Here is a 25,083-nt window from a genome sequence, read left to right as displayed (position 1 = left end):
GATGAATAGGGTAATTGTAGGTGTAAAGTTATAAAACTATAATTGCTTAAAACGCTAAGTGATGAATTAATATAAGGTGTATGCATGACCTTTTGGCTGAACTTCTCGAAAGCCGCTTATTAAAAAAACACAAATTAATATAGAGAAGTTTTGGTATAGGTTGTTTAACACAGAAAAAGAGGAGCTGTCCATAAGGATGAGCTCCTTTTTTTATGCCTTCAAATCCAGAAGAATAAAAGTAAACATATGTGAAATCTGTGTGAAATTAATTCCACTTTTGCTTCCCTTTATAAAACGGGATATTAATTTTCTTTGCGTTAAAAACATCCCTAATCTCCCTATTGCAGAAACCACATTTCAAAAGAGCTTCCTTCTTCCTGTGCTCGATAGATAAGATATCCCCGATGAGCTTCCATAATGCTTTTTGAAAGGGTTAAGCCAATTCCGGAACCTTCATTTCTGGTGGTGAAAAATGGAAGAAAAATCTTATCCTTAATTTCGTCGGTAATGCCTGAACCATTATCTGTTAAAGTCAAAATAACCCGGTTGTTCTGAGACTTTATGGATGTTTTAATAATCTTTTCTTCCTTTTCAGAAACAGCATATATAGCATTAATATACAGGTTGATCAGGCTTCGTTCAATCATTTTCAGATCAGCCGAAACATAATGTTCTTCCAGATCCAGAACGATTTGAATATGATGCTTTTCAAATTCCTGCTGTAAGAAACTAATGGCCGATTCTGTGATTTTTTTCAGAGAGACACTTTTAAGGATCGGTTTGGGCAATTCAGCCACTTGACGGTAATTATCTACAAAATTGAGAAGCTCTTTTGATTTTGAAGTGATGATCATCAGACTTTCCTTCATTTCCTCCTGATCCTCTTTGTTTATGGTCTCCTGATTACTGATGTAGTCCAGGTTTTGGATCAAGCTATTAACCGGAGTCAGGGTATTTAAAAGCTCATGAGAAATGACTTTCATGAGATTATTCCAGGCCAGTTTTTCTTTTTGTTCAATAATTTTCTGAACAGATTCTAAAGTGATGATGTAAAAACTGTGCTGGATATTTTTGACCTGTTTGGTTCTCATAGAAAAAGACTGTTTCGCATTCTGGCGAATAGAAATGTCAAGAAATTCCTGCCAGCTTTCATAATTGGTCTCCTCGATAATTTTATAAAATTCGGGAATTTTAGCGGCATACAGCTTCCAGGAATTGTATTTTGGTATTTCGAGTATTTCCAGGAAGGTAGGATTCACATAAAATACTTTCCATTCCTTATCGATTTCATATAAAATCATCAGACCGGTGTCTATTTGGTCTAAAATGCTTTCATACAGTAATTTATAGGAAGATAAAGAAAGATGTTCATTTTTATTCTGATAATATAATTGTACACTGCTGTTGATCAAATCAGAATCTTCTTTTTTGGGAAATAATGAAAAATCCTTTTTGATGATGGATTGAATAATTTTCTCTGTTTTTGCAATTTGAGCTGAAAATGAAAAATTAGCAAGAAGTATGAAAATGAAAAGCAGTGCAGAAAAAAGAAGCACATTAATCCATTTTTCTTTTAAGAAGAAGTGATAGCATAAAATTCCACTGACAATAGCCAGAGAAATATAAATCAACCAGATGTAATTATTTTTATTCATTTAAGTCTAAATATAGATTAAATTATAATCCGAATTTCTCCATTCTTCTGTATAATGCGGCTCTTGAAAGTCCCAGATCTTCAGCAGCCAGAGATATATTGCCCTGGTGCTTTTTCAGGGCTTTTTTTATGAGCATTTCTTCCATGTCTTCAATATTGAGATTGGTGATCGTGCTTTCCTGTTCTTCCAGTTGGGGCATCAGCAGCTGAAAGCTTTTATCATTGGATAAAATCACACTTCGTTCTATGCAATGGTCAAGCTCACGGATATTTCCGGGCCATGGATAATTTTTTAGCTGAGATAATAAGTTTTCGGATAATTCTAAATTCGGTTTATGGTATTTCTGTTTGTAGCGGTCTAAGAAATAGGTGGCCAGAAGATGGATGTCCTCAGGTCTTTCTCTCAAAGCCGGAATATTAATTTCCACCGTATTGATTCTGTAATATAAATCCTGACGAAAACGGTTTTCCGCCACTGCTTTTTTCAGATTTTCATTGGTCGCAAAAATAAAACGCACATCCAGCATCCTTTCTTTTGTTTCGCCGATTCTGGATAGTTTTCTGTTTTGTATAAGACTGAGCAATTTGGTCTGAAGCTGAAGAGGGAGATTGCCGATTTCATCCAGAAAAACAGTTCCATTCTGGGTGTTTTCTATTTTCCCTGCATAATCCTCATTAGCATCTGTAAAGGCTCCCTTTTTATATCCGAATAATTCGGCTTCGAAAAGATTTTCAGAAATACTTCCCAGATCAATATGCACAAAAGGTTCATTCTTTCTGTTAGACTGTTCATGAATAGATTCCGCCAAAACATATTTTCCAGTTCCGTTCTCACCCAGAAGAAGAATATTGGCATCAGTAGGGGATACCTTTTTGATCTGTTCAAGGATCTCCTGCATTTTTTGAGAATGACTGTCCAGCTGATACTGATTGCTTTTTTGATTGATATTTTCCCATTGACTCAGCTTTTTATTCTTTCGTGAAATATCAACGGCAAGATTGACTGAGGCGTACAGTTTTTCGTTATTCCATGGTTTAAGGATAAAATCAGACGCTCCCTTTTTTAAACCTTCAATAGCTAGTTCCACTTCACCATAAGCCGTCATCAGAATGATCGGGAGCTGGGGTTCAAGTGTTTTGATCTCATTCATCCAGTACAGACCATCCTGACCGTTTTCAAAGCCTTTCCGGAAATTCATGTCCAAAACAACCGCATCGATCTGGTGTTCCACGATAAATTTCAGAATTTTTGTCGGTTGGCTGAGGCAGCTCACCTCCGTGAAGAATTTCTTCAGCCAAACCCTTGCAGAAAATAAAATATCTTCATTATCATCTACAATCAATATATGAGCTTCTTTTTTACGCATATGATTTAAAAAAAATTAATTAAACAGGGAACTCCATACACAAAATTAAAGCTTAAGTGTTCATTTCCGCACAAAAAGTGTCCGATAATGAACAGTTTTTAAAAGTAGGTTTAAAGCTTTATTTCAGATTGTCAGAGACTTACAGATTTATAATTTACTGGCATCTGGATTGTGTAATTAATTGTAAGCAAACGAGTTATCTTAATTATGGATACGAAAATAGTAAAAAAGAAATCGAAATTGAAAATTGTTTTAGTCGGATTGATAATAATTGTGGCAGGATCACTGTTCAGTCTGTATTTTACAAAACAGAAAAAGACGTATAATATTTCAGCGGAAGACATTCAGATAGAAGAAGTCACCCGTGGAAAATTTGAAGACATGCTGATGCTCACCGCACAGACACAATCTCTCAATTCCTCTCTTGTCAATGTTTTAGAAGGGGGTGCGATAAAAGAGAAATTTGCAGAAGACGGCCAGATCCTCACGAAAGGGCAACCCATTGCAAGGGTCTACAATCCTAACACAGAGTTTAATTATCTGAATCAGGAAACGGGAATCATGCAGCAGATCAGCCAGATGAGAAGTACGCTTCTTGAACTTAAAAATCAGGAATTCGTTCAGGACAAAGAATTGCTGCAGTCTCAGAATGATTATAATACGGCTTTACAGTCGTTTAATCTGCAAAAACGTCTTTATGATGCTGAGATCGGGAAAAAGACAGATTATGATATCAGCCTGCAGAATCTGAATTACCAGAAACAAAGAAAATCAATCGTGGAAAAGGGTGCTTTCATTGAAAAAAAATCCAGAAGCTCCCAAATGTCTGCCGTTAATTCTTCTATCGGTCAAATGGAGAAAAGCCTTCAGATCCTGCATTCCAATAAAAACAATTTCCTGATCATGGCTCCGGCCTCCGGCAGACTTTCATCATTTAATGTTTCGATAGGGGAAAATCTTACCACAGGTCAGAGTATCGGTAAAATTGATTTGATGGACGGCTATAAATTAGTGGCCAAAGTAGATGAATACTACATCAATAAACTTCAAAACGGTATTAAAGGAAGTCTGGATAACGACGGTAAACCATACAACGTGATGATCACTAAAATTTTACCGGAAGTAAAAGACGGACAGTTTTCTGTAGAACTTAACTTTACCGATGTAAAACCACAGAACCTGAAAATAGGGATGACTTTTGGTGTAAAGCTCAAACTTTCCGCTGATACCCAGAGTGTCATGGTTCCCAAAGGTAATTTTTATAAAGATACCAACGGGAAATGGATCTTCGTGGTAAAAGGAAATAAAGCAGAAAAAAGAAACGTTGTTTTAGGGCGTGAAAATCCTTTATTTTACGAAGTAGTTTCAGGATTGAAAAGTGGAGAAACAGTGATTACATCTGACTATTCAGAGATTAAAAAATACGAAATCCTTGAGATTAAAAATAAAAAATAATTAACCTTCACATTTAAATAAGAATTAAAATGATCAATGTTCAGAATCTTTCTAAAATCTATAAAACTGAAGATGTACAGACCAATGCTTTGAATAACATCAGTCTTCAAATCAAAGAAGGGGAGTTTGTAGCCATAATGGGGCCTTCAGGTTGTGGGAAATCTACATTTCTTAATATTCTCGGCTTGCTGGATGATGCTTCCACAGGGTCTTACAAATTTGCAGACGTGGAAACGGTGAAAGCAGGAGAAAAAAAGAAATCGGCGATCCGAAAGAAAAATATAGGCTTCATTTTTCAGAATTTTAATCTGATCGATGAGCTTAGTGTGTATGAAAATATCGAATTGCCATTAATTTATAACGGCGTTTCTTCTTCTGAAAGAAAAAGAAGAGTAGAGGAAATTATGGAGCAAATCAATATTGGTCACCGTGCCAGGCATTATCCACAACAGCTTTCGGGAGGGCAGCAGCAGAGAGCAGCCGTTGCGAGAGCTTTGGTAACAAAACCTCAGTTGATTCTTGCCGATGAACCTACCGGAAATCTTGACAGCTCCAACGGAAATGAGGTGATGAACCTCTTGGCAGAACTTCACAGAGAAGGCTCAACCATTGTCATGGTAACACACTCTTCGTATGATGCAGGCTTTGCTTCCAGAATTGTCAATATGAAGGACGGTGAAATCTTTAATGAAGAACATGCCTCCCAAAGAAGAGATGTCTTCGAAAAAGCAGGAGCTAAAGAACTCCAATAGAAATGTCATTCTTTAACTTAATTATATTGTTAAAAAAACTAATAACCGTGGAACTCAGTTTCCTGGATGGCAGGTGTATTTTCGACCTGAATCCAGTTGAACTTATACCTTTATTACTTACAAAATTATACGATCATGCTTAATAACTGGCTCAAAATAGCGTTCATCAATTATAAAAAAAACTGGTTGTCCACTGCAATCAATCTATTTGGACTTACGGTGGGGCTTACCGGATTTATGTTGATTCTCCTGCATTGGAATGATGAAGAATCATTCGAAAAATGGAATCCTAAAAAGGATGAGATCTACTATTTCCAAACGTATCATAAGAAAGAGAATTCTTACGGGAATAATCTATCGGTTCCGATGGCAAGACGTGCTAAGGATGTGATTCCGGGAGTAGAGGATTATGTTTTGTTCAATAGCGCAGGAATAGGATTTAAAATGACCACAAAAAATAAAACGGCCTATCAGCAGGATGGACTGACTGCCAGTGAACATTTTTTTAATTTCTTCCCGTTTAAACTGGTTTCCGGAAGCTATAAAAACGCATTAAAAGGAGAAGGCGTTATAGCATTATCGACAACTGCTGCCAAAAATCTTTTTGGAACAACCAATGTTGCTGGAGAAAGTGTCAAATTTGATAACAAAAATTATGTGGTAACGGCAGTTTACGAGCTACCGAAAGAAAACAGCCAGATCAAGCCTGAGTTTATTATTAATCCTGTAGAACAGATTAAAAATGATGAAAATAATTGGGGAAATTTTAGTTATGGATGTTTTTTTATGATTAAAAAAGGGACAGATATTGTTGCTTTACGACAAAAATTTATCAAAGATATTTTTGAATACAGATCAAGACTGGATAAGGATTCTGCCGGAATGACCCCTCAGCAATATCTGGACATGTATGGTCCTACGGATAGCCTGCTGACCCCTCTTGATGAAATAAAACTCCATGCAAAAGCATCATGGTTTGGAGTACCTGATTTCAAAACCTTAATGATATTGTTTACGCTTTCTGTTTTAATTGTTGTTTTGTCAGCTATTAATTTCATCAATCTGAAAACGGCACAGGCTTCTCAGCGGGCTAAAGAGATAGGGGTAAGGAAAGCCATTGGCAGTACTAGGTCCAATCTTATTGTTCAGTTTTTACTGGAAACTTTTGTTATTTGTATCGCTTCTTACTTGCTTTCACTGGCCTTAACAGAACTTCTTTTACCAAGCTTCAACAAGTTTTTTGATAAAGAAATGAAGATGGACGACTGGCATATCTATTTTTATTCATTTGTGATGGTCATCATGGTCACATTGATTTCCGGCTTGATTCCGGCCATGTATCTCTCCAACTTCAAAGCCATAGAAACCCTGAAAGGAAATTTTGCAAGAAGCAAACACGGAATCTGGCTGAGAAACGGAATTCTGACTTTACAGCTTATTATTTCATCATTCTTTATTATTGGCGGATTGATCGTGAATCAACAGGTGAAACATATGATGAACAAAGATCTGGGTTATAGCGGAAAACAAATATTGATTGTCAACTTCAGTGAGTTTAATCCAAAGCCATGGCTGAAATATGAAAGATTGAGAACTGAAATGAGCAAGATACCGGGAGTAGATGAAGTTTCTTACGGAGAAATTGTTCCCGGAACTAACAGATCCAGCAGTTCAAATGTTGATTTTTTGAATCAAAGTATCCAGGCTCAGCACGGATCTATGGATTACAATTACCTTCAGTTTATGAATGTAAAACTGAAAAAAGGACGTTGGTTGGATAAGAATCTAGCCTCTGATACCATCAATACCGCACTGGTCAATGAAGCTTTTGTAAGAAAATTTGGCTGGAAAGATGATGAGGCTTTAAAGAATGAAATCCGTCCGGGATTTGACAGCATAAAATACCATATTGTAGGTATTGTTAAAGATTTCAACATCAGAAGTTTAAGATCGGAAATAGAACCCATTATATTTTTTCATTACAAGGAAACGGACTGGAAAAAAGAGAATGTTTATAATATTCAGCTGAAAATAAAACCGGATGATATTGAAGGTACCGTAAACAGAATTAAAAAATACTGGTCAGGTTCCGTAGAACCGGGATATCCTTTTGATTACTTTTTTATCGATCAGAGATTTGCCAAAACCTTTGAGAAGTACCAAAAACAGCAAACTCTTTTCACAATTCTGAATGCCATGGTTTTGATGGTTGCTCTGTTAGGATTATTTGCCTTGTCTTCATTGATGATCGAACAGAAGCTGAAAGATGTGGCGATTAAAAAAACATTAGGAGCTTCAGACGGAATTTTAATCATGGGACTGACCAAACAATTCCTGTGGATCACATTGACAGCGGTTTTGATCAGCATTCCGATCAGTTATTATCTGATGAAGGAATGGCTTAAAGATTTTGCTTACCGGATTGATATGCCGGTTGGGCCCTTCATTATAAGCCTTCTTGTTCTGCTTGTTTTAACATTCGCTGTCGTGAGTATCAAAGCCTACAAAGCAACCAAAGTAAGTCTTGTGAAGTATCTTAAATATGAATGATACTCATTTTCAGTGCTTATTTTCCTTTACAATAACCTGAGGTCGGGATAAGAGATTTTGCTTAGAGGCCAGAAGCCAAAAGCCTCCAGCCTTAATCCGAACTCAATTTAAATTCATCTTGTACATGAAAAATCTAATCTTCATATTTTTTGTGGGGTTATTTCCTGCACAGCAATCGTGGAATCTTCAGCAGTGTCTGGATTATGCTGCAGCCAATCATCCGCTGGTAAAGCAGGCAATGGTTAACATTAAAAAAAATGATCATCAAATCGCAGCCTCAAAAGGAATGTTATTGCCTTCCGTAGAGGCCGGCGTTGATCACAGCTATAGTTTCGGATCATCCATTAATCAGTCGAGTAATCAGAGGGAAGTACTCAATACCCAGTATGATCAGCTGAAGGCTCAGGCTAATATTGAGCTTTTCAACTGGCGGAATTATCTGAATATTTCCCTTTCAAAACTCAACAAAGAAACCAGCTCCTACAAGCTTAAAAGAGCTCAGAATGAAGTGAAACTGAATGTCATTCAAACTTTTTTTGTCTACCAGAACAGTAAAAGCTGGCTTGATGTCCTGGAAACCCAGATTTCAGGAATGGAAGAGCAGATTAAAAGGACAGAAAAAGAAGTGGAAATTGGAAGCCGCTCAAAAAGTGATATTTATGACATAAAAGCTAACCTGGGAACATTGCAGGAACAATGGGTAAGTGCAAAAAATCAACGGGATCTGGCCAAAATAAATCTTCTTAACGCTTTAGCCATCCCTCAGGATTCTATAGATTTTGTGACTAATACTACTCATGAGGAGGCTTTAGCGGAAGATGATTTCGATCAGCCTGATTTTACCAAAAAGTTATTGGAAAATAATCCAGCGTACCAGACCGTTCTTGCGGAAATTAAAGCTCAGGAAAAAACGGTAGATCTTGCTGCCTCAGCGTATTTGCCGACTCTTAACGGAAGTTACAGCTGGTCTACTTTTTATAATAAATCCTTAAATAATAATGCTGCCACCATCAGTTTTTCAGACCAGTTTTCCCAAAACAAAAACCAATCCGTGTCTTTTGGGCTTAATATTCCGATCTTTAATAAGTTTCAGGTCAAAAATAATGTGGAAGTTGCCAAATTGAATGTGATCAATTCTACTTATGATAAAGAATTGATTGTCAATAATCTTACCCAAAGCATCAATTCTATAAAAGCCCAGTATATCAATGCTCAGGAAAAATACACCCTTTTAGAAGCTAATTTTGAAAATCAAAAGTTGTCTTTCCTGAAATCAGAAGAAAAATACAAAGAAGGTCTGATGGATGCATATACCTTCTTTATTGTAAGAAACAACTGGCTTCAGGCCAATTATAACCTTATCAACAGCAAAAATAATGTCATTCAGCAGACGGAACTGCTGAAAGTACTGAAGACCGGACTATAATTGACTGCTGTTAACAGCTATTTTAAAAACTGAAAGAGATATCGCAACATCATGTGAAATTGAATAGGGGTGGACTTTAGTCCGCCTTTATTCATAATATACCCAGAGAAAAGGTTTTAGCTGAAACCAAAAAAAACAAAGTCTTAGCTCAGTATCTCTTTTCTGTGCGTATGTCCCCTGCTCAAAAGTTCGTACAGAACATTTCTCAGCGAGGCACCGTGTTCCGTAATCGTATTACACCATAGCAGAGAAAAGAAATAATACAGGACTGCTATAATCAATTGCAGAATGGAGATTGGATGATATTTTCCGTTCTGTCCCAAACATCACCTAATTATGGAAAAGGCAGAAAGGTTGCAGATGATACTTTTGAAGTAGGGGATGGCGGACAGATTTTTTTTACGATGAACAGTCTGTACAAAGAAAATTTGAGCAGTATGGGCTCACAGACTTCTTTGAAATTGATGAGCAGTTTAATACTCGTACCCAAAAGTCGGATTTCAATTTTTTTGTGGTTCAATGCAGGAAACCTTGAAACAGAGAGATGTAACCGAAAAACCGGTTACATCCCCTATAAGTTTGATTTTTAAAGAATTATTTAATGTAATGGTATGGAAAAAATCTCTGGCTTATTCCTATGAAGGATGGATAACAACCGGAGTTCCTCCACACACCGTATCACAGATCTCGTAGGGAGCAGGTCCCATCGGTAAATCTGTTTGGCTCTGATAATGTCCGAGACAACAGTTGTAGCAAGTTGAAAATTCAGCCCCTCCCCAGTTGTCACATGCACCCGCAGCCACGCCTCCGCTTATACTTTTTAGTTTCGATCTGTTTAAAGCTTCGATGCTAATGGCGTTCATTTTTAATTTTGTATTTTTCATGATATAATTTTTAGTAACTCAAATATAATCAATAATTTAAATGGAAGCCGAAGAAAATGTTGTTGAGCCCATTGATTTTTTCAGGTAGGATTTCAAGGCTTGTCCAAAGATGAAAGCTGTCGCTTTGTGATGATTTTAATCCAAATCAGAAACCTGTTTCAGTTCAATCAGTTGGATGGGTTCGCTCATCAGCTCATCCATCTGGGCTGCAAAATTTTTAAAATGAACGGTTTGAGTATGAAACTCAAATGCTGCTGTATCTTTAAATGCCTCACGCATATAAAAAGTACCCTTATTATTTTTATCCTCAAAAAGAATATAGTAAAGGCATCCCAGCTCGCTTCGCGTAGGGTTTATCAGTTTTATAAGTGCTTCTTTTAAGGCTGTTCTTTTTCCTTCTTTGGCTTTTAAAACAGCTGTTGATATAAAATGTTCTTTTATCATAATCATTTCATTTTTTAAGGCTTTAAAATTTGATGCCTTTAAGTTGATAATCCGTTTGTGTTTTATCGCCACTTAATAATTTTCCGAGATAGGTGGTCAGAACATAGGTGATTCCGTTGTCAGCGACATAGGCTGTAGTAGGGAATTCAGTTTGCCCGATAGCAATTTCCTTAGTTTTGGATGCAGTAGCCCAGTTATTCGTACCGGACAGCAAGTGGACTTTTCCCTCAGCAAGACCATTTTCTACCACAATGAGATTGTTTCCATGCCATTCCAACCCGTCCGGTGCTTTAAAAGCATTATCCAGGCCTGTAATTTCTGTAACGCTACCATTAGAGATATTAATTTTGAATAATTTGTTCGCCTGTGTATGGGCTGCAATTAAATAACCGTCTTTATGGTAGACGATTCCATTAAGTCCGAAAGTACCGGCAGGTACAGCAAAAGCAGGATTATTTACAAAAATAGAAGCATTGTAATCTTTGTCAATTTTATAAATGACAGGTGAGAAAGAATCTGTAATGTAAATATTTCCGTTTGCATCCAGAGCGATATCATTGGGAAAGGCACCTGCAGCGGTCAATGGCTTTAAATTGATACCTTTGATCAACGCGCCCGTTTGAGCATTATAAATTCCGGCATACGCTATTTTTCCTGCAGTACTTCCGTTCGTACCGCTTTTTTCTGAAGCACCTGCGTCACCACTGGCTATAATAATCCGGTTATTGGCTTCGTCCGTGTAGACTCCGAGAGCAGCAGTAAGGCTGGCATCATTCACCAATGGAGAAAAGGTCTTACCATCTGCGCTCAGTGTGTATACCATACCCTTATTAAAAGAACTCATAACGAAACGGTTATTTTTGCTGTCAAAATCAATTCCTTCAGGATAGATGCCCGCAGATTTTAAAGAATAATTTTCAAGAAGGGGCATGGGTTGCGTAGTAGAATCGTTGTCTTTATCATGGCTGCATGATGAAATGCCTAATATAACTACTGCTGTGAGTAGCGAGCTGGTGATTAAATTTAGTTTTCTGTTCATAAGATTTGTTTTATTCTGTTTGAAAATGATTTTTTTGAGAGGATCAGCCGTTCTTACAGTTTGATCCTGTAAATAAAATAAGGAGGCTGCCCTTTATCTTTCTCTCCTGAAAAAGCCGTTGTACTATCCAGCTGATTCACCGAAATATATAGGTATCCGTCTTCAGATACTGCAACATTGTCCGGCCACTTTAATCTTCCGTCTTTAACCACTTCGCTCAGCTGTCCTTGAGTGTTTAACTTGCTGATACTGTGTCCGCCCAGATTCGTAATGTAATGATTGCCATGTTGGTCCGTAGCCGCACCGTCACTTACAGGTTTATCTCCAAATTTCCGAATGGCATTACCGATCGTTCGATCATCAGCATTTTCCCGGAAAAGTCTGGCCGGAACCTGATACCAGGAAGTACCGTTCATAGCTCCAAAGAACATTGTTTCCCTGTCATCTGAAAGCGTAATAGGATTAATACCGACACGAGATGGCTTGCCTCCGAAATCGATCACCTTTCCATCGATGATCATATCTACATCTTCAGACTGTAAAGCCTCATGCCCACTGAATCTTCTGGCTTTTTTTGTTTTCAGGTTCAATGCGATAATGCCGGGATTTGTAATATCGGCAAGGTAAGCCCAGCCGTTCTTCTCATCTATGGCTACATCCTGTACAAAACTTCCTTTGGGAGCTATATCAGCTGGCAGTTCAATTTTTTCCGCCACTTTGTTTTTCTTTAAATCAAAACACCAAAGACGGGTTTTTCCAAGTTCAAGCCCCATATCAATCATCCACAGTCGATTTTCTTTGTCTACTGTGATGCCCAGAGGAGTATCGAATTTTTCATTACCGGCAGATCCTCCGTTTTTCTGTAGTTCTTTCAAAGGGAATGCGACGGGTTTTCCATTGACGATTTCTACCAGCTGCAGTTTTGGGGATCCTAAAGGGTGAATGGTGGCAAATACCCTTCCATTGCGACTTACCGCTACATTTCCAGGTCTCATCTCATCGAACTGTGCCACGACTTCAAGCGGGTTTCCCTTTTGCTGAAGATAAGATGCGGTTCCGTCCGTCCAGTCTTTACGCACCGGAGTGAAGAAATCGAGATCCTCAGTACCGTCTTCCAGGCAGAAAAACTCGTGGGTGATATTGGCCGGAATGATCAGGACACCGCCTGCTTTCACGATATGTTCCTTATTGTTCATCAGAACCTTAACACTTCCTTTTGTAATATAGGTCACCTGTTCATTCGGATGCTGATGTGGCGGAACATGAGCTCCTTTATCCATTTTCCAGAATGCAAAAGTACTTTCCGACCCCGAAACCCATTTCCGCTGTAAGCCTTTACCCACCTGTTCCCAGATTCCTTTATTAAAATCGGTCTGAAGTACTTTTTGCTGGGCAGAGATCACGCTGAAGGAGATCAGGGCCAGTGGTAAAAGAATTGATTTTCTTGTCTTCATTAGATTGAATATTTATTTTTTTAAATTATATTAGTACTGTGCTTTTGCTTCCGGCGAGGTCCAGGTTCTCTGGTAACCGGCATCATTAGTGTCGGGTAATATCACTTCGTAAGCATTTTTTTCGTCGAGCTGAACGTGGATTTTCACATTGGAAAAATTTCCTTCTATCAGATGTCCCCCGGCTGTTTTATCATCTGATATAAAATGAAAATGAAGTGGCGATAAATCCAGGCCACTTGCGTACCCTGGGTTATAAAAACCTACAAGAGTTCCCTTAATATTCTGCTTTTTGTACAAGGGTCTTGTTTTCATAAAAGCGGCAATACCTGTGGTGTCTTTTTCATCTACCTTTACCGCTCCTCCCAAGGTTAAACTGCTGAATGTCGCTTCAATTTTTATAGCATAAAAGCGGTTGCGGGAGGGTAAAAGTTCAGGTAGTTTCTGCAGAAGATCGTCAATGGTTTTAATTTGCTCAAGTGTTATAGAATGATCTTTTCTGAAAAAGGTAAATGAACCAAACGGCACCTTTCTTTTTTCATTTGCCATTTCAACGGATCCATTGGTTGCAATGCGATAGATGTTGCCGTTCAGCGCGATCAGTTCACCATCCAGAAAGTTATAGGTGCCCAATCCGAAGTCTCCCTTTTGCTTTAATTCCTTTACAGTAATGTCTCCGGCATATACTCCGTTTCTCATAGCGTCCATGGAAGAGTAGTGGTAAATTTTATCTTCAGTCTGCTGGGCATGTAGTGAAACAGACAGTATAGTGAACAGTGTGATACTTGCTAATGATTTTCTCATAAATCGTAATTTGTATTCGATACAGCAAAATTATACTGATTTTAAGCAGATTAATGGTATATTGTTTCTGTGTTTTTGTATATTTTTGCTCATGTCAATAAAATATGATTTGTATGAACCGCGATGTATTATATCAGCCTTACAGCATTCATTTTGAAACCCTGGATGTATTTCCGGAGAAAGAGAGCCGGAAGAATTTTTTCGAGCTTGTTTTTATATTGTCGGGGACGGGGAGCCACTGCATCAATAAGCATAGCTTTTCGTATTCCAGCAACCATATGTTTTTACTGACTCCTCAGGATTGCAGCCAGTTTTGGATTGACACTACAACGAGGTTTTTCTTTTTGCAGTTCAGTAATATCTATTTAAAAGACAGCAGTATTTCGAAGGAAAATATTCAGCGGCTGGAGTTTATTATGGAAAATGCCAATCATAAACCGGGCTGTATTTTGAAAAATCAAAGTGACAAAACACTTATACGCCCGATTGTGGAAGCCCTCATCAGAGAGGCTGTGAACAAAGATGTTTACCATGGTGATATCACGGCTCAATTAGTGAATACGCTTATCGTAGTGGTCGCCAGGAATATCGCCAAATATCTTCCTCAGAAAATAGATGAAACCTCCGAATCACGCATTATCAATATCTTAAACTATATTCAAAGCAATATTTACGAACCGGAAATGATCCGTACGGAAAGCATCAGTAAAGCGTTTGGGTTTTCAGAGAATTATCTCGGGAAATATTTCAAAAAACACAGCGGTGAAACCCTGCAGTCGTACGTCAATAACTATAAAACAACTTTAATAGAGCACCGCCTGAAACACAGCGACAGAAGAATCACCGAAATAGCTTATGAACTCGGCTTTACGGATGAAAGTCACCTTAATAAATTCTTTAAGGCCCAACGTGGAAAAAGCCCCAAAGCTTTCAGACTGGAATTTGCCCAGCACTGAACATAGTGATTTAAAAGATGTTCTGGAAAGTTAATGATTGTGAGTTTAAGAGTCGGAGTGTTTTAGGGTTTTAGAATTTAGAGATGCTCATATCCACCCAAAAATTCACTATTCACTTGCGAAGCAAAATTCACCATTGACATTTTTAAAAGTGAAATAGATGAAAAAAATTCCCTGCATCAGAGGGTTTCCGAAATAAATACATAATTTCGCGTCATGAGAATTGTTCTATATGCATTGTTATGCTTTCCTCTTTCATTTTTCTCACAGACGACGGCAAAGGTAGTTGGGATTTCAGATGGAGACACGATCACCGTTTTATTAGACGGTAATGTACAAAAGAAACTTCGGCTGGCTGAGGTAGACTGTCCTGAAAACCGGCAGCCTTTCGGAAAAAACGCCAAAAAATTTACCTCCGATCAGGTTTTTGCCAAAAAAATCATGTTTACAGAAGCTAATAAAGACCGTTACGGACGTTCGGTCGCTAAGGTCTACTACGACAATGGAAAATATCTTTCGGCGGAGATTATAAAGGCCGGATATGGATGGTGGTATTATGCTTATTCCAAAGATGCGGATCTGGGAGCTATGCAGACCAAAGCAAAAACAAAAAAACTGGGTTTATGGCAGGATAAAAAAGCGGTTTCTCCTTGGGATTTCCGTAAAGAACAGAGGGAAAAGGCTAAGCAGAAGCGGCTTCAGAAGCAGGGGGTGTGATGATATGTTGATGAGTAGATGTGATATACGGCATCAAAAGTACTGGAGAGCGCCTAGTCAAATTTTCGGTAAAACGCTCGCTTCATCCAATCAATGCAATTGATTTCCTCCTTGTATCCCGGTATCAAAATCAATCTTTGCAATAAAAAATACTACTTAGTAACAAAAAACAAAACCGTTGCACAAAATGCAACGGTTTCTTTATAATAAACATGATAAACTAAGATTCAGCCTTCAACAGTCCGAAACTGGATGTCGCAGGCTCCTTTCCGAATAGACACGAAAAAATATTCTGAAACTCGTGGATATACCCGCATCTGATGGAATTCCCATATATTTTCAGACCTTCCAAGATTTTTTTTGAACTTAAATCAATGTCATATTTGATAAACGCTTCCGGTCTTTCATAACGGATTCTCTGCTCCGAGCTGTACGTCCGTAAGAAGCCAAATTTTTCAAGCCATTCTTCCGTTATCTGAATAGGCGTTATAGCATCTGCTGGAACTGAAATACTGTGAATGTCATTCTCGATTTTTACAAAATAATCATGGTTTCTGCCATGAAAGATTTCAGTGATCGTGTACGTCTGGTTTTTGTATTCAACTAAGTTTTTAATTTTAAGATCTGCTGCGTTCATAATATTGTGAGTTTAGAAAGGTGTATGGTCCTTAAGTACTTGCAAATATTATGCCCTGCATTAGAGTAAAATGCTTGTGTTCTTGAATGTTTTGTTAATTTTTTCTATAAATAATTAATTATATGTTAAAATAATACTGTTTTTTCTTAAAATTAAAGGAAATTAGGAAATAAAATGTGGTAGTTGTGTGGTATGTAATCTTTGTTAATGAACCTTAACTGCTCCCAAATCTCTGTTTCTCGCCGCCAGTACAAATGAAATTCCTACCGAAAATAGAAGAACCACAATAAAAAATGTCCAGGAAAAGGCATGGAGAATATACCCTGTACCACTTCCCAGAATACTGGATCCGAAATAGTAAAACAGCCAGTAAATAGAGGTTGCTGAAGATTTTCCGTGTTTGGCATGAAGTGCAGTCATCTGGCTGGCCATAGTATGAGCTGCGAAAAAAGCCAGTGTAAACAGCCCAAGACCAAAAATTACGACATAAATATTCTCCGAAAACAAAAGTAAAGTGCCTGCGAACATAAACAGAACCGAACCTTTCAGAATGAGATTACGACTGAATCTTTTTGAAAGTCTGCTTGTGATCATCGTACCGAAGACGCCGAAAATATACATTAAAAATATAAAGGCAATCACAAAATGGCTCAAAGAAAAAGGCTGATCTTCCAGTCTGAAAGTTAGATAATTGTAAACACTCACAAAAGTCCCCATCAGCAAAGCAGCGATACAGTATAAACGCAGCATATAAGAATCTGTCAAAAATTTTCTCATCTGTTTGACTTTGAGAGAGTAATCTGTTTTCTGGGGATTAAAGAATTTAGATTCTGGAAATAGCTTCCAGAAGACCAGTCCCAATATCAGGCTTTCTATTCCTATAATCAGAACAGCATTCCGCCAACCGAATTCTCCGGCTAAGATCGTTGCCAGTATCCTTCCGCTCATACCGCCTATGGTATTTCCGCTGAGATACATGCTGATGGCAAGACCAACGACAGAAATATGGACTTCTTCAGTCAGATAGGCGAGTGCCACCGCTGAAATTCCGGATACGACAAAACCTTTTAAAACACCGGTTGCAATCAGCAGAATGAGACTTGGCATCCATGCTGAGATAATAGTAAGCAGGGCAGATGAAACCAGTGAAAAGGTCATCAGCTTTTTTCTCGAGTAACTGTCTGCCTTAAAAGCGAAGAACAGCAAGCCTATGGCCATTCCTATCGTAGAAGAAGATACCAGAAGTGAACTGTCACCTGCCGTTGTTTTGAAATATTCTGAGACGGTGGGAAGCATCGGCTGAAAAAGATAAAGCTGTGCAAATACGGAAAGTCCCGAAAAGAAAATACAAAGTTTGATATACCGGAAACGCTGGCTTCCTTTTTCCGCTTTTTCAGATAGATTCATGAGTTTGTATGATTAAAAACGCTTTGGTTTTTATAGAAATTAATGTTCCGTAAAGTTCATGATATTTTTTCAATCCTGAAAACGCTTTATTCAATTAGGTTTATTGGTAAAACCGATCATTGCTGCATTCTGCTGATGTATTCGGAAGGGGTGTATCCTTCGATCTGTTTAAAAACCCGGTTGAAAGTGGACTGGTTTGAAAATCCTGCTTCCGTATAGATGTACATTAAAGTCACGCGTTCAAGATCATTTTCCTGTAAAAGCTTTTTGACACAATTGACTCTGTACAGATTAAGATAATTATTGAAATGAGGAAAACCTTTATACCGGATGGATCTGGAAATATAACTGCTGTTCACGCCCATTTCTGTCGATAATCTGGAAATATTGAAACTCACATCCTTATACAGATGCTTCTCTTTCATAATGTGTTCAATTTTCTCAAAAAGGTCTTTTGAAAAACTGTCTTTTTCTAAATGAGGTATTGCCGTTTTAAGCTTTGTCTCCAGCTTTTCCTCAATTTCACTGTAGATTTCCACGCGCCTGATTTTGTCTTTGAAGTAGAGCAGAAGGGCTATGACGGCTACATTAGAAATCACCAGAACAGTGTCGGTCATTTTTACATCTTCGGGACTGTGTTTCGGAAAATTTAAATCAAAATTTTTAGAGACCAGATAACCTAGAATGATATTGAAAAGGATAAAAATGAAATAGATAAAAACATACTTTCTGGCGAGAAAAACATAGGCTCCCAGGAGAATAGGAATCAGCCAGACAAAGCTTGCCACAGAATTGTTCCAGAAAGCCAGCATAATATAAAAATTGTAAAAAGAAGCAACTATCATATAGGTATGAATCAATACCTCCACGGAATAATTTTTACGGATTATAATATAGGTGTATATCATGAAAAGGAATCCGCCATAAAGATACCAGGACATGATTTTGTCGGGAATGATAAACGTAAAAATAAGTGCAAATACAGAAAGAATGATGGCCATTAAGATGACATAGTAATGGATCAGTTGTCTTTTGTAGTGGTCAATTATTTCTGCCTTTGTGTTATCAGAAGTTGTCATTTGTGCTTTGAAAATAATTAGATTTCGTTTCAATATTTACATGAGCAGTCAATATCAGGAAATGACTGACTTAAGTATTTGTTTTTTAGGTTTTTGTGTTTTTTAAACCGTTTCCGGTTTTTCATTGCTTATCAATAAAATTGATTTATCCAAGCAGATAACTTTGCAGTCAGATCAATGGTCAAAACAGTCAGTTACGGTCCACTCTGTATCTGGTAGAATAATGATCTGAAATGGTCTTTTCCTATAAATATAAAACAAATATAATCAAAAATGAAGAAAATTAAATTATCTCTTTGCAGCCTGACTATGACTCTTATTTCCAGTAACGCACTGGCTCAAGTTGGTATCAATACGGAATATCCTAAGGCCACACTTCATGTAGCAGGAAAACCTGATGTAACCAATGTCGCAGATGGAGTAATTGCTCCCAGAATGACCGGAAATCAGCTTAAGGCTAAAGATGATGCATATCTTGCAGATCAGACCGGAGCATTGGTCTATGTGACTCAGGCTGTAACGAGTGCTTCTGTAAAAACAGCAAAAGTGGATAAACCCGGATATTATATGTTCAATGGGGAAACCTGGAAATTTGCTTTTGGAGGAAGTAATGATAATGATATTGTAGTGGGAGAGCTGGTATATTATCATGGCAGTATCCCGGCATCCACTTCAGGGACCAATATTCTGGCCAGTACTTATCTTTCTGATCTGCCGGTCCTGGGAGGTGTATTAAGGCTGGATGCGCAGTATGACAGAAGTTCAGCTGGAACAGGTGCTGCAACTACATTTAATCCGCGTCTTTATAATGTAAGTACGTCGGATATAAAAATATGGGTTTCCGAGATGTCTACCCATACCGGAGATTCGGATAATGGAAATATCAAACTTTCACCTGGTGATTTCAGGCAGTTCGATGATGGGGTTTATCTTACACAGACACAAAATGAGACGGTCACCTTTGATATTACCATACAGGAGCCGGAACCAAGATGGTACAGAGTATATTATGCATTCCGTGTGGATAATAAATCTACGGCGGGATCTAGTAATGCAACCACTACAGATCCAAGTACAGCGGACAATACCAGAGAATTATTTCTATCAGTTCAGAGACTCTACTAATGATACCTGCACGTCCGATTCTAAAAACACACGCTTACACTAACGATAGAAAAATAGATGTAAAAATATTCTGAAACTGACGGAAAAGTCAGATCAGTAAATTGTTTTTGTACCGGGACCGGATTTTCAATGAGACTTGCCGGTCCCAATTTTTTTAGCTAATGCATCATTTCATGTACCTTGATCAGCTCTGCAATATTGCTGATATTCAATTTTTGAAATATCCTTTTTTTGTAAGTGCTTACGGTAGACATCTGAATATCCAGCTTATTTCCGATTTCGAGGTTTCCATTGCCACTGGCCAGCAGTTTAAAGATCTCATATTCACGGGATGATAGTTTTTCTGCGGGGTTGCTCTTTTTATTCTGGATAATAAGCCCGATCAGCTCACCGGGGTAATAATAGCCCTTCTCGATAACAGATTTTACAGCTTCTCTGATTTCTTCCTCACTGCTCTGTTTGCTGAGGTAGCCTTCAGCACCTTCGCGAATATATTGTATAGCAACGTCTTTGTCATGCCCTGAAAATATAAGGATCTTCAGGTTGTCCTGAATGCTTTTAAGTTCAGGAATCATTTTTTTATACTGAGTTCCGGGCATATCAATATCCAGAAGAAGCAGATCATAATGCCGGTCAGAGAGATGTTTCTGCACCTGTTCATAGTTTTCTGCAAAATCTATTTTGAGCTGTGGATAAGCGGACTCTAACACTAAAGCAGTTCCTGCTCTTACTACATAGTGATCATCAGCGATTAAGATTCGTTCGTTCATAAAAATTGGCTTTAATAAGAGTAATTCAACGATAGTTCCAGAGGGATGGTAAGTCTGAAGTATCGGCGGTTATAATTAGTTTTTGATGGTTTTTGAGCGTGAAAAAGGGAGATAGGTTACATCCTCCGGTTTCCGTTTCGGTGGAACCCGGGATAAGACCATACCGCCTCGTGACAATGGATTTTACCCTCTTTGGTAAAAGTCCGTTGTCATTACTGTATTCCGTGGAAATATGACGCTGTCTGCATATGTTTGAAAACAATAGTACAGAAAACGATGTCCAATCCTTCATAATTGCATAAATGATCTATGTTTTTCCGCGTGATTAATGCGAAAATATATTAGTAATAGTCATTGTACAAGTCGAAGTTTTTTTAAGAGTTGGGAATAGCTGAATATAATTTTTTTTCATTAAATATTTCTACGTTTTGTGTTTTGTAATTAAACAGATTTGGATCAGGGTGTAAAAATAGTGATTTTATACGCATTAATTATCATAATAAAAGATATTTGATGTGGATTTTATCTGATAAAATAAGGGTCGTATTACTATAGGGATGTAGGTATTTTTCTACAAATGGTGAAATATTATTCTACAGATTTTATTTTAGTAATACATTGAGGGACTTTATCTTTGGGCTGCAGCTTTAAAAGTTCCCGAACTTGGATTTCTGCTGAATTTAAATGATCATACAAATGAATTCTAAAAGCACAGATGCATTGGCTGAATGAATTGTTCCCTCATGCGATTTCAGCCTTTTATATCAAAGGAAGACCAGTTGTTTCAAAACTGCATGTGATTTTTTAGCTTGAGCTTTATACATACCTTTTTTATATTCTAATCAGTCCGGAATGCTTTTTCAGTGTCCCGGATTTTTTTGTCATCGCATTAGGTTGAAAAAACAAAAACCTCCCGAAAAGGGGAGGTGAATAAAAATTGACTGTATATTGAATAAAGATTCAATCGCTATTGATTGTTTTCAAGCCATTTCAGCCTGCGTTGGTCGGGAAGGTGTTTTACTTTGAAACCTTCAAAAACTGCTGTAAAGCCGTTTCCGTCCGGACATGCTGCCATTAAACCTACCATCACAGGAGTGTTGTCCTGAAGATAGGCATTGCGCATCATCGTATAGTTTTTGTCATCAAAAGAATAGAATACTTCCACGGCATCAAGCCTTCGTACAGCTTTGATCCAGACTGCAGACGGGATCTTGTCTAATGTAATGACGCTCCAGTCGCTGGTTCCGTGGGTAACTACGGTACTGAAATTGTATTTTCCATCTACGAATTCGATTCCGGCTTTGATGTAGTTTTTTTCATCTGTTCTCAGCATCAGTCCCATCTGGTCAAACCTGGCTTTGTAGTTGCCGCTGATCTTTACTTTGGCTTCAAATTCTCCTCCGTAAGTCGTATAATAAAAAGGGGCGTCATCTACAGTGAATCCGTAGTGGGAAATTCTCCAGTAATCACTTTGTGGAGTAACAGACATCATTAAACTGTTGTTTTTGATTTCCCATTTTTCAGGTTCATTGAACCAGTTCATCTTTTCCAATGTCTGTGCAAAGGCCGCCTGGACCAATAAAACAGTACAAAAACTTAAAACAATTTTCTTCATTCTCTTTAGCTGGTCGTAAATTATTACTTTAGCAAAAGTAAAATTAAACCCATATTCTGCCAATACTGATAAATAACCATTTATGGAGATCATAGATAAACTGAACAGCCGGCTTCTTGATAAAACAACCGGGAAATGCCAGCTTGATATAGAAGTATATAAGCAGAGAGCATTGATGTACGCGCAGATGGAAGGGGCCGTGTCGGTTTTAAGCGATATGCAGGCGGATAAAAGTTATGTATATAAATCGAAGGTAGCGCTGGAGCTGGGGTTAAGTATGGAAGAAAATCCTTTAGAAATCAATTCAATTTGGGAAGAAGAGATTATTAAGAAAATCCATCCGGAAGACCGGCTTAAAAAATACATCCACGAGCTGAGATTTTACGAACTGATGGATTCTCTGGCTACAGAACTTCGGGCAGACTATTGTGTGCTTTCAAAGATCAGGATGAAAGATAAAAATGATGAGTACAGGCTGGTAAAACATCGCATGTTCTACATCTACTCACCGCACAACAGGAAGCTTAGATTTGCGCTTTGTCTTTATCATACTGCGTTGGTTCAGACACAGCCCCTGATTTCCGATTTTATGATCATTAATACCATCAAAGGAGAAGTGATGGTAAAAGACAAGCTGGATTATCAGAGCATTCTTTCGAAAAGAGAACTCGAAATCTTAAAATATGTAGGGGAGGGCTATGCGAGTAAGGAAATTGCAGAATTCCTGTCGATAAGCGTCAACACGGTAAGCAGACACCGCCAGAACATCCTTGAAAAGCTGAATGTGAAAAATTCCGTCCAAGCCTTTAAAGACAGCTTTTATTAGAAACTAAGCCTCGCTTTTTCTTTCATATCCGAAAAGTTCACCATGCTTTTTTTATTCTTATCTTTAACTTTATAGATTAAAATTTTACTATAAACCAATGATGATAATGAGATGAAAAGAAGCGAAGAGATTACTATGCAGTATTTTGCTTTTCTGGATAAACATATTCAGGACGTACTTTCCGGATCGGTTCCCGAATTTATGGAACTCAATGAGATTGCCGGACACCTTGCTGTTTCTCATCAACACCTTACGGATACCGTAAAAAAAGAAAAGGGTCAGCACCCATGTTACTTTTATGATGAAAAGATTATTCATGAAGCTAAAGTGATGATTACAGAGTCAGATCATTCAATTGCAGAAATTGCAAGAGTACTTACCTATGATCCGTCCAACTTCTCCAAGTTTTTTAAAAAGATGACGGGCATCACCCCCGGAGCATTCCGAAAGAACAGCAAACTGGGATGATAAAAAGTCACAAAAAGAGGAAAAATGTCTTTTTAAAGCTCGTTGATTTAAGAAATTTTAACATCCGTAAATTAAATTGTAAAAATAATATTTTAGTAATGAGACAATTGTGAAAATATTTGTCTTTTTTTTGTGATTTATTTGCAAATAGTGATTTATTGTTGTGTTTTTTTTGTTAAATTTAGATTCATTAAAAAAATAACTAAGCCTTGAAACACTCATAGATATATGGATAAGCAAAGTGATTTGATTATCAGATCATAAAGTAAAACGTCTTATATAATGTGTAATATTTAATATAATGGATAGATTTTACAAGCTTTAAATAATCATATATTTGTTTCTTCAAACAACTAACATATATACAAACAACTAACACTAACACTAACAACATTAAGGATGAGTATCGATTTTGAAACAGCAACTTTTAAAGATTTTGAGAATATATCAGATTATGATATTGCCCAAAGAGCGAATTATTTTTATGAATTCCTGGACCATATGAAGTCCAGAGGACATATGAATTACAGACTGAAAAATACTTCAGGCAGCAATGCAACATTAAATATAGATATTGCCAACCAAAATAAAAACTATGTAAGTTTTGTCTCCAGTGATTATTTAGGATTTACACAGCATCCGAAAGTAAAAGAGGCTGCCATTGAAGGAATTGAAAAATATGGAACAGGAACAGGAGCATCTCCCCTGATCGGTGGGTATTTTGATTATCATAATGCGATAGAAAAAAAGATTGCTGATTTCTTTGGAAGAGATGAGGAAGAGGTGATATTATTTACAACCGGATATGCCGCTAATAGCGCCACTTTACAGATATTAATGCAGAAAGAAGATATCGCTATTTTGGACATGGGAGTACATGCGAGTGTACACGAAGGATGTGCTTTTACAAATAAAAAAACATTTCCTCACAATAATTTGGAAGCTTTGGAACACGTTTTGAAGGTATGTGAGAATACGTACCGTACGAAGCTAGTTATCTTAGATGGAGTTTACTCTCAGGAAGGGGACACTTCACGAGCTAAAGAAATATATGATCTTGTAAAAAAATACAATGCTTATCTCATGGTAGATGATGCACATGGTGTAGGAGTGATGGGGAAAACCGGAAGAGGTGCCCTTGAAGACGATGGTTTATTGGATAAGGTAGATTTTATAACAGGAACATGTAGCAAGACTTTTGGTAACTTGGGAGGATATGTGATCGCTAATAAAAAAATAGCATCATTCCTTAAGTTCCAGTCCAGACAGCATATTTTCTCAGTAACAGCACCCCCTTCTTCCTTTGGAATTTTAAAAGCAATTGATTTGATTGATGAAGAACCATTCTGGAAAGATAAACTATGGGACAATATCAATTATTTTAAAACAGGGCTTAATGACCTTGGTTTAGATACCGGTATTACCTGCTCAGCTATTATTCCCGTAAAAATCGGAGATCAGAGTAAAATGTGGGATATTGGGAGAATATTGCTTGAAGAAGGAGTTTATACAAACCCCATTATGTATCCTGCCGTACCTAGAAAAGATGCGCGTATCAGGATGACGGTAACAGCGCGACACGAAAAAGAACATCTAGACAAAACACTGAATGTTTTTGATGATATTAATAAAAAATTGCATATTGCAAAAAAATAAT

General features: G+C 37.5%; 22 protein-coding genes. 10 read left to right on the top strand and 12 right to left on the bottom strand.

Features of this window, described 5'->3' with window-relative positions; genetic code table 11:
* Positions 1-338: 338 nt before the first annotated feature.
* Complete coding sequence (locus LC419_RS15490) at positions 339-1,655, bottom strand: PAS domain-containing sensor histidine kinase (RefSeq protein WP_223608210.1); 1,317 nt, start codon at positions 1,653-1,655, stop codon at positions 339-341.
* Between the two features lie 22 nt (positions 1,656-1,677).
* Positions 1,678-3,021, bottom strand: coding sequence for a sigma-54 dependent transcriptional regulator (locus tag LC419_RS15485; RefSeq protein WP_223608209.1), 1,344 nt, complete (start codon positions 3,019-3,021; stop codon positions 1,678-1,680).
* A 207-nt stretch (positions 3,022-3,228) separates the two neighbouring features.
* Here LC419_RS15485 and LC419_RS15480 point away from each other — a divergent pair, with 207 nt between their 5' ends.
* The 4 genes from LC419_RS15480 to LC419_RS15465 all read left to right on the top strand — a co-directional run bounded on the left by LC419_RS15480 (position 3,229) and on the right by LC419_RS15465 (position 9,204).
* Positions 3,229-4,476 (top strand): efflux RND transporter periplasmic adaptor subunit, encoded by a 1,248-nt coding sequence (locus LC419_RS15480; protein ID WP_223608208.1) that lies wholly within the window; start codon positions 3,229-3,231, stop codon positions 4,474-4,476.
* Positions 4,477-4,505: 29 nt separating this feature from the next.
* Positions 4,506-5,228 carry an ABC transporter ATP-binding protein gene (locus LC419_RS15475; protein WP_223608207.1) on the top strand — a complete coding sequence of 241 codons (723 nt, stop codon included), beginning with the start codon at positions 4,506-4,508 and terminating at the stop codon, positions 5,226-5,228.
* 135 nt (positions 5,229-5,363) lie between these two features.
* Positions 5,364-7,778 (top strand): ABC transporter permease, encoded by a 2,415-nt coding sequence (locus tag LC419_RS15470; protein WP_223608206.1) that lies wholly within the window; start codon positions 5,364-5,366, stop codon positions 7,776-7,778.
* A gap of 124 nt (positions 7,779-7,902) precedes the next feature.
* Complete coding sequence (locus tag LC419_RS15465; protein WP_223608205.1) at positions 7,903-9,204, top strand: TolC family protein; 1,302 nt, start codon at positions 7,903-7,905, stop codon at positions 9,202-9,204.
* Positions 9,205-9,839: 635 nt separating this feature from the next.
* Here LC419_RS15465 and LC419_RS15460 read toward each other — a convergent pair.
* From LC419_RS15460 to budA, 5 genes are all read right to left on the bottom strand, one after another.
* Positions 9,840-10,088 carry a hypothetical protein gene (locus tag LC419_RS15460; protein ID WP_223608204.1) on the bottom strand — a complete coding sequence of 83 codons (249 nt, stop codon included), beginning with the start codon at positions 10,086-10,088 and terminating at the stop codon, positions 9,840-9,842.
* Between the two features lie 135 nt (positions 10,089-10,223).
* Positions 10,224-10,532, bottom strand: coding sequence for a putative quinol monooxygenase (locus LC419_RS15455; RefSeq protein ID WP_223608203.1), 309 nt, complete (start codon positions 10,530-10,532; stop codon positions 10,224-10,226).
* A gap of 22 nt (positions 10,533-10,554) precedes the next feature.
* Entirely contained in the window at positions 10,555-11,571 is a 1,017-nt protein-coding gene (locus tag LC419_RS15450) for a hypothetical protein (RefSeq protein ID WP_223608202.1), read from the bottom strand.
* A gap of 53 nt (positions 11,572-11,624) precedes the next feature.
* A complete protein-coding gene (locus tag LC419_RS15445; protein ID WP_223608201.1) occupies positions 11,625-13,025 on the bottom strand; it encodes an L-dopachrome tautomerase-related protein in 1,401 nt (466 codons plus the stop codon).
* 30 nt (positions 13,026-13,055) lie between these two features.
* Positions 13,056-13,826, bottom strand: a complete 771-nt coding sequence (budA, locus tag LC419_RS15440) for an acetolactate decarboxylase (protein ID WP_223608200.1) — start codon at positions 13,824-13,826, stop codon at positions 13,056-13,058.
* Between the two features lie 113 nt (positions 13,827-13,939).
* Between budA and LC419_RS15435 the strand changes: the two genes are divergently transcribed.
* Together LC419_RS15435 and LC419_RS15430 are read left to right on the top strand one after the other, a co-directional pair.
* Entirely contained in the window at positions 13,940-14,782 is an 843-nt protein-coding gene (locus LC419_RS15435) for an AraC family transcriptional regulator (protein ID WP_223608199.1), read from the top strand.
* A gap of 216 nt (positions 14,783-14,998) precedes the next feature.
* The gene (locus LC419_RS15430) at positions 14,999-15,499 is read left to right on the top strand and encodes a thermonuclease family protein (protein WP_223608198.1); all 501 of its coding nucleotides are present in this window, start codon (positions 14,999-15,001) and stop codon (positions 15,497-15,499) included.
* Positions 15,500-15,719: 220 nt separating this feature from the next.
* Here LC419_RS15430 and LC419_RS15425 read toward each other — a convergent pair whose 3' ends face one another.
* The 3 genes from LC419_RS15425 to LC419_RS15415 form a co-directional block, all read right to left on the bottom strand.
* Positions 15,720-16,136 carry a hypothetical protein gene (locus LC419_RS15425; protein WP_223608197.1) on the bottom strand — a complete coding sequence of 139 codons (417 nt, stop codon included), beginning with the start codon at positions 16,134-16,136 and terminating at the stop codon, positions 15,720-15,722.
* 204 nt (positions 16,137-16,340) lie between these two features.
* Positions 16,341-17,543 (bottom strand): MFS transporter, encoded by a 1,203-nt coding sequence (locus LC419_RS15420; protein ID WP_223608196.1) that lies wholly within the window; start codon positions 17,541-17,543, stop codon positions 16,341-16,343.
* 116 nt (positions 17,544-17,659) lie between these two features.
* Positions 17,660-18,655: an AraC family transcriptional regulator gene (locus LC419_RS15415; RefSeq protein WP_223608195.1), complete on the bottom strand. Its 996-nt coding sequence runs from the start codon at positions 18,653-18,655 to the stop codon at positions 17,660-17,662.
* A gap of 240 nt (positions 18,656-18,895) precedes the next feature.
* Here LC419_RS15415 and LC419_RS15410 point away from each other — a divergent pair, with 240 nt between their 5' ends.
* A complete protein-coding gene (locus LC419_RS15410) occupies positions 18,896-19,747 on the top strand; it encodes a hypothetical protein (protein ID WP_223608194.1) in 852 nt (283 codons plus the stop codon).
* 158 nt (positions 19,748-19,905) lie between these two features.
* On the opposite strand, the gene LC419_RS15405 is transcribed toward LC419_RS15410, so the two are convergent.
* Together LC419_RS15405 and LC419_RS15400 are read right to left on the bottom strand one after the other, a co-directional pair.
* Positions 19,906-20,517: a response regulator transcription factor gene (locus LC419_RS15405; RefSeq protein ID WP_223608193.1), complete on the bottom strand. Its 612-nt coding sequence runs from the start codon at positions 20,515-20,517 to the stop codon at positions 19,906-19,908.
* Positions 20,518-21,484: 967 nt separating this feature from the next.
* On the bottom strand, positions 21,485-22,132 hold the full coding sequence (locus LC419_RS15400; RefSeq protein WP_223608192.1) for a DUF1349 domain-containing protein: 648 nt from the start codon (positions 22,130-22,132) through the stop codon (positions 21,485-21,487).
* An 82-nt stretch (positions 22,133-22,214) separates the two neighbouring features.
* Here LC419_RS15400 and LC419_RS15395 point away from each other — a divergent pair, with 82 nt between their 5' ends.
* The 3 genes from LC419_RS15395 to LC419_RS15385 all read left to right on the top strand — a co-directional run bounded on the left by LC419_RS15395 (position 22,215) and on the right by LC419_RS15385 (position 25,082).
* Positions 22,215-22,958 (top strand): response regulator transcription factor, encoded by a 744-nt coding sequence (locus LC419_RS15395; protein WP_223608191.1) that lies wholly within the window; start codon positions 22,215-22,217, stop codon positions 22,956-22,958.
* Positions 22,959-23,069: 111 nt separating this feature from the next.
* The gene (locus LC419_RS15390) at positions 23,070-23,426 is read left to right on the top strand and encodes an AraC family transcriptional regulator (protein WP_223608190.1); all 357 of its coding nucleotides are present in this window, start codon (positions 23,070-23,072) and stop codon (positions 23,424-23,426) included.
* Between the two features lie 399 nt (positions 23,427-23,825).
* Positions 23,826-25,082, top strand: a complete 1,257-nt coding sequence (locus LC419_RS15385; RefSeq protein ID WP_223608189.1) for an aminotransferase class I/II-fold pyridoxal phosphate-dependent enzyme — start codon at positions 23,826-23,828, stop codon at positions 25,080-25,082.
* Position 25,083: the final 1 nt, after the last annotated feature.

The sequence above is a fragment of the Chryseobacterium sp. OSA05B genome (assembly GCF_019970065.1).
Classification (GTDB): domain Bacteria; phylum Bacteroidota; class Bacteroidia; order Flavobacteriales; family Weeksellaceae; genus Chryseobacterium.
This window is presented reverse-complemented; position numbering and strand designations above follow the sequence as displayed.